The 8,350-nt window shown below is 69.9% G+C and carries 8 protein-coding genes; 7 read left to right on the forward strand and 1 reads right to left on the reverse strand.

The window, feature by feature from the left end:
* Nucleotides 1-37 precede the first annotated feature (37 nt).
* The 5 genes from ACLD7X_RS09995 (at nucleotide 38) to ACLD7X_RS10015 (ending at nucleotide 4,650) form a co-directional block, all read left to right on the forward strand.
* Nucleotides 38-973, forward strand: a complete 936-nt coding sequence (locus tag ACLD7X_RS09995; RefSeq protein WP_411423474.1) for an NAD(P)H-dependent glycerol-3-phosphate dehydrogenase — start codon at nucleotides 38-40, stop codon at nucleotides 971-973.
* Nucleotides 970-1,923, forward strand: a complete 954-nt coding sequence (locus tag ACLD7X_RS10000) for a PhzF family phenazine biosynthesis protein (protein WP_411423475.1) — start codon at nucleotides 970-972, stop codon at nucleotides 1,921-1,923. The genes ACLD7X_RS09995 and ACLD7X_RS10000 overlap by 4 nt, the downstream gene beginning before the upstream one ends.
* 44 nt (nucleotides 1,924-1,967) lie before the next feature.
* Nucleotides 1,968-2,903, forward strand: a complete 936-nt coding sequence (locus ACLD7X_RS10005) for a SpoIID/LytB domain-containing protein (protein WP_412006666.1) — start codon at nucleotides 1,968-1,970, stop codon at nucleotides 2,901-2,903.
* Complete coding sequence (locus ACLD7X_RS10010) at nucleotides 2,893-3,735, forward strand: ATP adenylyltransferase family protein (protein ID WP_411423477.1); 843 nt, start codon at nucleotides 2,893-2,895, stop codon at nucleotides 3,733-3,735. The genes ACLD7X_RS10005 and ACLD7X_RS10010 overlap by 11 nt, the downstream gene beginning before the upstream one ends.
* A gap of 114 nt (nucleotides 3,736-3,849) precedes the next feature.
* Nucleotides 3,850-4,650, forward strand: a complete 801-nt coding sequence (locus ACLD7X_RS10015; protein WP_411423478.1) for a sigma-70 family RNA polymerase sigma factor — start codon at nucleotides 3,850-3,852, stop codon at nucleotides 4,648-4,650.
* On the opposite strand, the gene ACLD7X_RS10020 is transcribed toward ACLD7X_RS10015, so the two are convergent.
* Complete coding sequence (locus ACLD7X_RS10020) at nucleotides 4,598-4,789, reverse strand: hypothetical protein (RefSeq protein WP_411423479.1); 192 nt, start codon at nucleotides 4,787-4,789, stop codon at nucleotides 4,598-4,600. The genes ACLD7X_RS10015 and ACLD7X_RS10020 overlap by 53 nt on opposite strands.
* 364 nt (nucleotides 4,790-5,153) lie before the next feature.
* On the opposite strand from ACLD7X_RS10020, the gene ACLD7X_RS10025 reads away from it, so the two are divergent.
* Together ACLD7X_RS10025 and ACLD7X_RS10030 are read left to right on the forward strand one after the other, a co-directional pair.
* Nucleotides 5,154-6,776: a DUF3370 family protein gene (locus ACLD7X_RS10025; protein WP_425625160.1), complete on the forward strand. Its 1,623-nt coding sequence runs from the start codon at nucleotides 5,154-5,156 to the stop codon at nucleotides 6,774-6,776.
* A gap of 21 nt (nucleotides 6,777-6,797) precedes the next feature.
* Complete coding sequence (locus ACLD7X_RS10030; protein WP_411423481.1) at nucleotides 6,798-7,874, forward strand: ribbon-helix-helix protein, CopG family; 1,077 nt, start codon at nucleotides 6,798-6,800, stop codon at nucleotides 7,872-7,874.
* Nucleotides 7,875-8,350 lie beyond the last annotated feature (476 nt).

Genomic DNA, 8,350 nt, shown 5'->3' on the forward strand with positions numbered 1-8,350 from the left:
ATGGCAACCTGGAGCTCCCCGACGACACGCGCTGTCCATGGGCCTCCGCCTGGGCCTTCGCATCGCCCTGCTCGGCCGTGGGGCCTGGGGGGAGACCCTGGCGGCGCTCTGGAGCGGCCAGGGGCACAGCATCCGCTCCTGGTCCCGCCGGGATGGCCCCCTCCCCCCGGACCTGCTGGCCGAGGCCGAGCTGGTCGTGGCGGCCGTCTCGATGGCGGGAATCGAACCGATCGGCCTGCAGCTGGCCGGCCACTGGCCTGACGCCATACCGCTGCTGAGCTGCAGCAAGGGCATCGACCTCGACCGGCTGGCCACCCCGACCCAGCTCTGGCGCCGCCACCTCCCCCCCCAGGTCCCCCTGCTGGTGCTCAGTGGTCCCAACCTCGCCACGGAGCTTCGGCGCGGCTTGCCGGCCGCGAGTGTGCTCTCCAGCGACCGGGCGGACCTGGCGGCCGATCTTCAGCTCCGGCTGAGCGGCCCCAGCCTGCGGCTGTACACCAATGACGATCCGGTGGGCACGGAGGTCGCCGGTGCCCTCAAGAACGTCATGGCGGTGGCGGCTGGGATTTCCGATGGCCTCAGCCTGGGTGCCAATGCCCGGGCCTCCCTCCTCTGCCGCGGCCTGGCGGAGATCGGCGTGGTGCTGGAGGGCCTGGGGGGGCGTTGCAGCACGCTGTACGGCCTGGCCGGGCTGGGGGACCTGCTGGCCACGGCGACCAGTGAGCTCAGCCGCAACTACCGCTTCGGGCTGTTCCTGGCCGAGGGCCTGGAGCCCGCCGAGGCGGAACGGCGCATCGGCGCGACGGTGGAAGGGCCGCGCACCGCCCGTGCGGCGGTGGGTCTGGCGCAGCGGCATGGCTGGTCCCTGCCGATCTGTGCGCAGGTGGTGCGGGTGCTCCAGGGCAGCGCGCTTCCCCGGGAGGCCGTCCAGGCGCTGATGGAACGGGATCTCAGGTCGGAGCGGCAGCCATGAGCCGGGCCGCCGACCCAGGCCTCCACCCTGCCGTGCTGGTGGAGGCCTTCGCCTCCAGGCCCTGTGAAGGCAACGGGGCCGCCGTGGTGCTGCTGGATCGTCCCCTGGAGGACGGGGAGATGCAGGCGCTGGCCCGCAGCCTCAACCAGTCCGAGACGGCGTTCCTGCTCCCGCACGGGGGGCAGTGGCTGCTGCGCTGGTTCACGCCCACCTGCGAGGTGCCCCTGTGCGGGCACGGAACCCTGGCGGCCGTGCTGGCCCTGGGCCACTGGGGCCGGCTCGCGGCCGGGCAACCGCTGACGCTTCACAGCCGCAGCGGTCCCCTGTGGGCCCAGCTGGACGCGGCAGTCGACGGCGTCGCCCAGATCGTGCTGCCCAGCTCCGGGCTGATCCCCGCCGGGCCATCTCCTGCCCTTGAGGTGTTCGTGCAGGAGCGGCTCCAGTCGGCCCTGGAGGGCTACTGGACGTCACCGCTGGGGTACACGGTGGGCCTGCTGCCCGCCGACGCTGCGTTGGCCACGGCCGTGCTGCCATCCCGCGACCTCCCCGAAGCCGATCAGGGAGGCCTGGTGCTGATGCAGCCCCTGGACCCCTGCACTGGCCCCAGGGTGCTGGACATGCCGTGCCGCTATCAGCTGCGGTTCCTGGCCCCCGGGCTGGGGATCGATGAAGATCCGGTCACCGGGTCGGCCCATGCCCTGGTGGCCCCGTGGTGGCTCGAGCGGCTGGCGCTGGAGCGCGTCGCGGGCTGGCAGTGTTCCCACCGTCCAGGAGGGATGCTGTGCGAACACGCATCTTCAGGCATGATCCGCCTGTGCGGATCGGGCCATCTCCTGTGGGACGGAACCTTGCATCTCGATTCCAGGGCTTGCGGGGGCGAATCCCCCGGCCAGCCCTCCCCTCCTGGTGCCATCCGGGCCGGCTGCGGCTGGGATGGCCTCTTGGCCTGAGGCTCAGTTCCCCGGTTGCCCGCCAGTTCCTGATCGCCACCCCCATGGCGGTGGTGGCGGTGACCGTGGGCTTCGTCGCCCAGGGGCACGCCCCGCGCCCCTATGCCGCGGTGGAGGGGGAGCTGCTGGACACCCTGATGGCGGTTCCACCCCCGCCGCCGGACACGACCGCCGCGGCTGAGCAGCTGCGCAACCTCGAGGCCCGCCGCGCCGCTCCCGGCGCTGCTCCACGCCCGCCCCAGCTGGGACTGGCCGAGCCGGAGGCGGGGGACCCTGTGGATCTCGAGATCCGGGTCGCACTGCTCAGGGCCGGCGGCAGCCCCAGCCTCTCCGCTCAAGGGCCCTGGCAGCTGCTGAGCCGCGATGGCCAGTTGCTGCAGCAGGGGGCGGCCGGTCAGAGCGTCGATCTGGGTGCCCTCTGGCAGGCCGGCCCCGAGACCTGGCTGCAGACCACCGGGCCGGCCCTGCTCGTCAACGGTCAGCCCTATGGCGGTCGCCTCCGGCTGATCCAGGAGAGCTCCGGGCTGAGGTTGGTGAACCACCTGGCGCTGGAGGAGTACATCAGCTCGGTGGTGGGCGCCGAGATGCCCAGCAGCTGGTCCATGGAGGCCCTGCGCGCCCAGGCGGTGGCGGCCCGCTCCTATGCCCTCGCCCACATGGCCAGGCCGGCCAACCGCCACTGGCATCTGGGCGATACGACCCGCTGGCAGGCCTACCGCGGCCAGGGGAGTGTCACCGACCGGACCCGGCAGGCCACGGCCGCCACGGCCGGGCTGATCCTCAGTTACCAGGGGGCCATCGTCGAGAGTCTCTACGCCGCCAACCGCCAGATCAGCCTGGAAGCCCACGGCCACCTCGGCGCCAGCATGAGCCAGCACGGTGCCCAGGATCTTGCCCAGCAGGGGTTCCGCTACAACCAGATCCTGGGTCATTACTACCAGGGCGCTTCCCTGGCCCGCCTCAAGGCCGGTGCGGGCTGAAAGGCTCTGGCGCGGCGCTCTTCAACGGGCACAGCATGCCGAGGCGGCCGGTGCCCTCGTGCCGCTGCAGACCGAGCTGGTCGCCCTGGCTGGGCTGGAGCCCTTCGTGCTGCGCCGGCTGCTCAGCCGCACCCCCAAGCACCTCCGGCCGGGCGGCCCGAGGCCCAATCCGTTCCTTCCCTGGGACGCGGAGCTCGAACTCGAGCGGCTCGGCACCACCCACGTCGTGCTGCTCAACAAGTTTCCGGTGCAACCCGGTCACCTGCTGGTGATCAGCCAGCAGTGGCAATCCCAGGCCGGCTGGCTGGATCCCGTCGACTGGCAGGCCGTGGTCCAGGTGTCCACCGACACGGGCGGGTTCTGGTTCTTCAACAGCTGCGCCGAGGCCGGCGCCAGCCAGCCCCATCGTCATCTGCAGCTGCTCCCCCGCCACGCCGGTCAGCCCAGCTGCCCCCTGGCCGAAGCCTTTCAACGGCATCTGCGGGGTGATCCGCTCCCCTGGCCCTGGAGCTTCCAGCTCAGCCGCCGGAGCGCTCCGGATGACCCCGATGAGCTGGACCGGCTGTACCGGGACCATGCCGAGGCCCTCGGGCTCGGTCGCCCTGGGTTGCATCCCCAGCCGCGCCATCCCTACAACCTGCTCTTCGATGACGACTGGTTCCTGATGCTGCGCCGCCGGCAGGAGCACTGCGCCGGCTACAGCGTCAACGCGCTGGGATTTGGCGGCTATCTGCTGGCCACCGAGCACTCCGACCTCGCCTGGCTGCAGGACCATGGCCCGCTGGAGTTGTTGCGCCGGGTGGCCACACCGCTCGCGGCCGGCGGACCCTGAGCCCGGGATCGGGACGGCAGGGTTCAGTGGCGCCACGGTTGTCAACCCGGGCCAGCAGGGGCGTGGCTGGAAGGGGGACGGCACCCACGCCGTCGCTCCCTTCCATCTCCTCCTATGACCACCTCTCCATCCCCTTCGGCAGCCATCGAGGCCCGCAACCTGCGGGTGAGCCGTTACCGCGACCTGGTGCGGCCGATCGCTCTGCATTACCGCCAGCGGTGCAACGAGCCCCTGGACGACCTCGTGCAGGTGGGCCTGCTGGGGCTGTTGCGGGCTGCCGAGCTCTACCGCGACGCGTCAGCCACCCCCTTCGAGGCCTTTGCCAGGCCCCACATCCGGGGTGCGGTTCTCCACTACCTCCGGGACGTGGCCCAGCCGATCCGACTGCCCCGGCGGATCGACGAACAGCGCCTGCAACTGGCCCGGCTGCGCCGGGACTGGCTGACCCTCCACCATCGGACGGCAAGCGAGGCTGAGCTACGGCAGGCCCTCGGTGTCGATCAGGTCCACTGGTGCCGCCTGATCGCCGCCGAGCTGATGCTGCGGGTCCAGTCGCTGGATGCCCCCCGGAACCACGCAGACCTCGAGCCGCCGCAGTCGGATCAGGATGGGCCTGCCGACGACGCGCTGGGATCCGGAGCCATGACCTGGCAGCTGGAGAACCCGGGGGACGGCGACGCGCTCGGGGACGGCAGCTCCACCAGCATCCTCCAGCTTCTTGAGGAGCCCCTCAGGAGCGTGGTGGAGCGGGTTGTGCTCGGGGGCTGGAGCTATCGCCGTACGGCCGAGGCCCTGCAGGTCAGCCCGATGACGGTGCAGCGACGTCTGCACAAGGGCCTGGGCAGGCTGCGCGAACTCCTGGTCAGTTCGAGGCCGCCGACTCGTCCCGCTGCATCTGCTGTTCCAGGGTGCTGATCGCGGCCGTGACGGCGGCCAGCTGACGCTCCACCCCGTCCCTCCAGAAGCGCAGCATCCGCAGCTTGCGTTCCTGGTGACGCCGCATGGAGTCGCGACCGTGGTCGCCGTCGCTGCAGCAGGCGAAGGGGGGGAACATGGGACGATGGAATCAACCCCAAGGTTCTAGCGGGCACAAGCCCGCTGCCGGGAGGCCGGGTCCCCTCCACCGGCTGGGTCGCCTGTCTCCTTCAGCCCTCCAGCCCACCCTGTGCCATGGCCGACCGGCCGTCCGCGGCGTGCTCAGCGTTCGTCAGTCAGCGGAGGTCCCGGGTAACCTTTTCCCCCAGCCTTCGGTCGGGGCCATCCAGTTCCGCGGAGCTCCCGATCGCCAGGTTCGTCCAGCCCTTCAACCAGGACGCCGCTCCCGAGTCCAGGGAACGTTCCAGGAAGGGATCGGGGATGACCTGCCCCTTGTCCCTTACCCCCGACAACATTTGAAATCCGCAGGCCCTGCCGGTTCCATGCTTGGAGCGTCCTGGCGCCCCCTGATGGTGCTGGGAGTGGCTGCGGCGATCGTCGCCCCGTGCCCCTCAGCCCACGCCGATGTCGCCCTGATGGCCGGCCAGAGGGCCAGGCCCCTCAATGGCATCTTCAACACCGTCCCGGTGCTGCATTCCAACCAGCCCGAGGAAGTGGAGGGCCCGGGGATCCTGATCAGCACGGCCCCCGGTGTCTCCTATGCGGCGGAGAACGGGATGGCCTTGCGCAATGCCGAATACACCTTCAACGGGGAGTTCGGCATCCACATGCACCACAAGTACTTCCCCACGTACCGAAGCCAGATCCGGCCCGGGGAACGGCGCACCGAACTCACCCTCGGCCTGATCCTGATCAACCCCGGCCAGCGAGCCGTGCAGATCAGTTTCGAGCGGGGTGCCGTGCGCAACAGCTTCGAGGCGCCCTACCTCGCCAACAACCTGATGGGTGTCAAGCCGCTGGGTGTCCGTCCCTGGAACACCGGTCCCGGTGATGCCACGGCGGTGCAGATGCTGCGCGGCAAGCTGGATCAGCGCCTGAGCGACCAGGTGACGATTCCGCCGCGGAGCAGGATCGTTCTGTTCCATACCCAACTGCCCGCCCTCGGGATTGCCAATGCCCTGCTGCGGGGGCGCAGCACCGGTCCCTTCCAGATGGCCGTCGTGGCCGCCAGCGAACCCCGCAGCGATGCCGATCTGGTGGCGGTTCTCGACCAGCGGCGCCTGGCCCCCGGCCGGGTGTACCTCAACCGCATCGCCGAGATTCAGAACCGTCGCATCTTCTCCCGCGTCGGCGGCGTGGCCCTCGGGGACTCCTACGAAGCCCAGCTCAAGCACGATCTCCGCCGGGATGGCCCCCTGCACGTTCCCCTCACCAGCACCCAGCGTCACCACTTCGGTACCCGAGATATCCAGGTCAACCAGCTGGCCACCCGGATGATCGATTCCTCCCTCGACAACGTCGGTACCTATGGGGTGCGGTTTGACATCGACCTGAACCTTCAGGGTTCCGGTCCCTATGAGCTGGTGTTGAGCCACCCGGTCCCCGGAGGCAACTCTCCCCCGTTCACGGCATTCCGGGGCTCCATGCAGGTCCGCACCCCCGAGGGTCTGCAGGAGATCCATGTCGGTCTGCGCTCCGGTGAGAGCCTCTCGCTGGCGCAGCTCAACCTGAACCCCGGGGTGCCCAATCCCGTCCGGGTGAGTCTGGTCTATCCCGCTGACGCCACCCCCGGCCACCTGCTCAGCGTGGTGCCTGCCAGCCAGTTGGCCCGGGTGCAGCAGAGCCAGGCCCTGCAGGCCGCCGCCAGGGCAGCGGCCCCAGCCACCCCACCCGTCGCCCGACCCGCCACTGCTCCCCAGCCCAGAGCTCCCCAGCCCAGAGCCCCCCAGCCCAGGAGCCCCCAGCCGCCTGTTCTGCCCAGACCCGCGGCGCCTGTCGTGCGCGAGCCTTCTCCCCGCCCCACCACGGTGCTGAGGGCGACACCCAGCGCAACCTCCCCCAATTCCCGGACCCCGTCGCCGGCCGTCAGCCAGAGCCTGCTCGATCGGTACCAGGAAGCGCTCGATGCCCAGCGCAAGATGATGCGGGATCTGATGCAGCGATGAGCGGGAGCAATCCGCACGACGGTGGCTGACGACGACCAGCAGGACCGGCGCAAGATCAGCCTTCAGCTCTCTGCAGAGCTGATTGAGCGGCTGGATGCCCTCAAGGGTGAACTGGGCTGCCGCAGCCGCGGCGCCATCGTGGAGCGCCTCCTCCACAACCTTCTCGACGGCGAGGAGAACGGTGAGGACTCCCCTGATGGTCTGGCCGATGAAGGCGCTGGCAGTGCCGGCCAGACCCACCAGCTCGTGCTCACCACTCCGGCTGAGGTACCGCCCAGCCGGTTTGATGAAAGCAGCGCCCTGGTGCTGGTGGGACGCAGCTCGGGGGGGCAGCTGCTGGCGGACCAGGAGCGCGATCACCCTGATGACCATCCCGATCCGCCCCCCGGGCAGGGCGAGCGCGCGGCGCGCCGAACCAGCCGCGGCATCGATCTGCCTGGCTTCGTGCAGCGACGCACGGACCAGCTGCGCCGCAGTCTTCACCATGAACCCACCAGCGATCCGGGCCGGGTGGAGCCGCTCCCCCAGGTCTCGGCGACGCGAATCGACAGTGCCCTGCAGCGTGCCCGGGAACACTGGCTCGAGCTGTACGGCCAGGAAGCCAATGAGGCCGTTCTGGAAGCGGCCATGCTCTGGATGGCCCAGGAACTCTGGCCCCAGAGCGATCAGAGCGAAGGGCGGCCGTTCACCTGGTCGCTGGCCAGCGATGTGCTGCAGACCCTGGCGCCGAGCTGGCTTCCCGGGCCGGCCAGCTTCGAGCGGGTGATGGTGATGGCGGGGGTGCTGGAGGACCCCTTCAGCACCGCGACACTGGAGCTGCGCATCCCCACCCTGATCCGACGCTTCGTGCATCGCTTCCGGCGGCGCAGGCGGGGGACGTCGTTCCAGACCCTGGAGCACACGATGACGGTGCACGGCGCGCTTCGCCTCCTGCAACTGCCCACGGATCCGGGCCAGCGGTTCACCCTGCCCCAGATCCGTGAGGCCTACCGCCAGATGGCCCTCGCCCAGCATCCGGACGCCGGCGGCTCCGAGGAGGCGATGCGGCGGCTCAATGAGGCCTACCAACTGCTGAAGGAGTTGTACCGCACCGGCTGACCAGTCCTCTTGGTCAAGTCTCGGCTCGAGACCAGTGGTGCGTCTCATCTGTCCCTTGCGGGACAGACCTCAGATCCACCCGGATCTGCGCCGAGGCGCGTGTCCAATGGCAAGGATCGCAGAACGTCTCATGAATCGCAGAGCGGTCCTGCCCTGCTCCCTGCATACGGTCTCATCTGCGATCTCCGGGACTGCTCTTTTTCGTCGATTCTGTCTGCGCTGGGTATGCGGTCTTGGCCTCGGTGGATTCGCGGCTGACACGCTGAACTCGCCTCGACGGCTCTGGCCAACAGGTCCGTGAGCCTCTGTCCAGGAGGGCTGGTCACGTCGTCAGAGTCCAGTCATAGCCGTCATATGCCCCCTTCGCGTATCTGTGTCTACTGCAGGTACGCAGCTGGAACACCACCGCGCTTCAGGCCCGGCGCTGCAGGCTGGCGCCCAGGATGAGCCTGCGCCGAGACCCTCCAGCCCTCTTG

The organism is Aphanothece microscopica RSMan92, assembly GCF_046613545.2.
Classification (GTDB): Bacteria; Cyanobacteriota; Cyanobacteriia; order PCC-6307; family Cyanobiaceae; genus NIES-981.

What these genes read in the sequence shown, in the direction of transcription:
- ACLD7X_RS09995 (WP_411423474.1), top strand. Translation starts at nt 38, where the DNA reads ATGGGCCTCCGCCTGGGCCTTCGCATCGCCCTGCTCGGCCGTGGGGCC.
- ACLD7X_RS10000 (WP_411423475.1), top strand. Translation starts at nt 970, where the DNA reads ATGAGCCGGGCCGCCGACCCAGGCCTCCACCCTGCCGTGCTGGTGGAG.
- ACLD7X_RS10005 (WP_412006666.1), top strand. Translation starts at nt 1,968, where the DNA reads ATGGCGGTGGTGGCGGTGACCGTGGGCTTCGTCGCCCAGGGGCACGCC.
- ACLD7X_RS10015 (WP_411423478.1), top strand. Translation starts at nt 3,850, where the DNA reads ATGACCACCTCTCCATCCCCTTCGGCAGCCATCGAGGCCCGCAACCTG.
- ACLD7X_RS10020 (WP_411423479.1), bottom strand. Translation starts at nt 4,789, where the DNA reads ATGTTCCCCCCCTTCGCCTGCTGCAGCGACGGCGACCACGGTCGCGAC.
- ACLD7X_RS10025 (WP_425625160.1), top strand. Translation starts at nt 5,154, where the DNA reads ATGCTTGGAGCGTCCTGGCGCCCCCTGATGGTGCTGGGAGTGGCTGCG.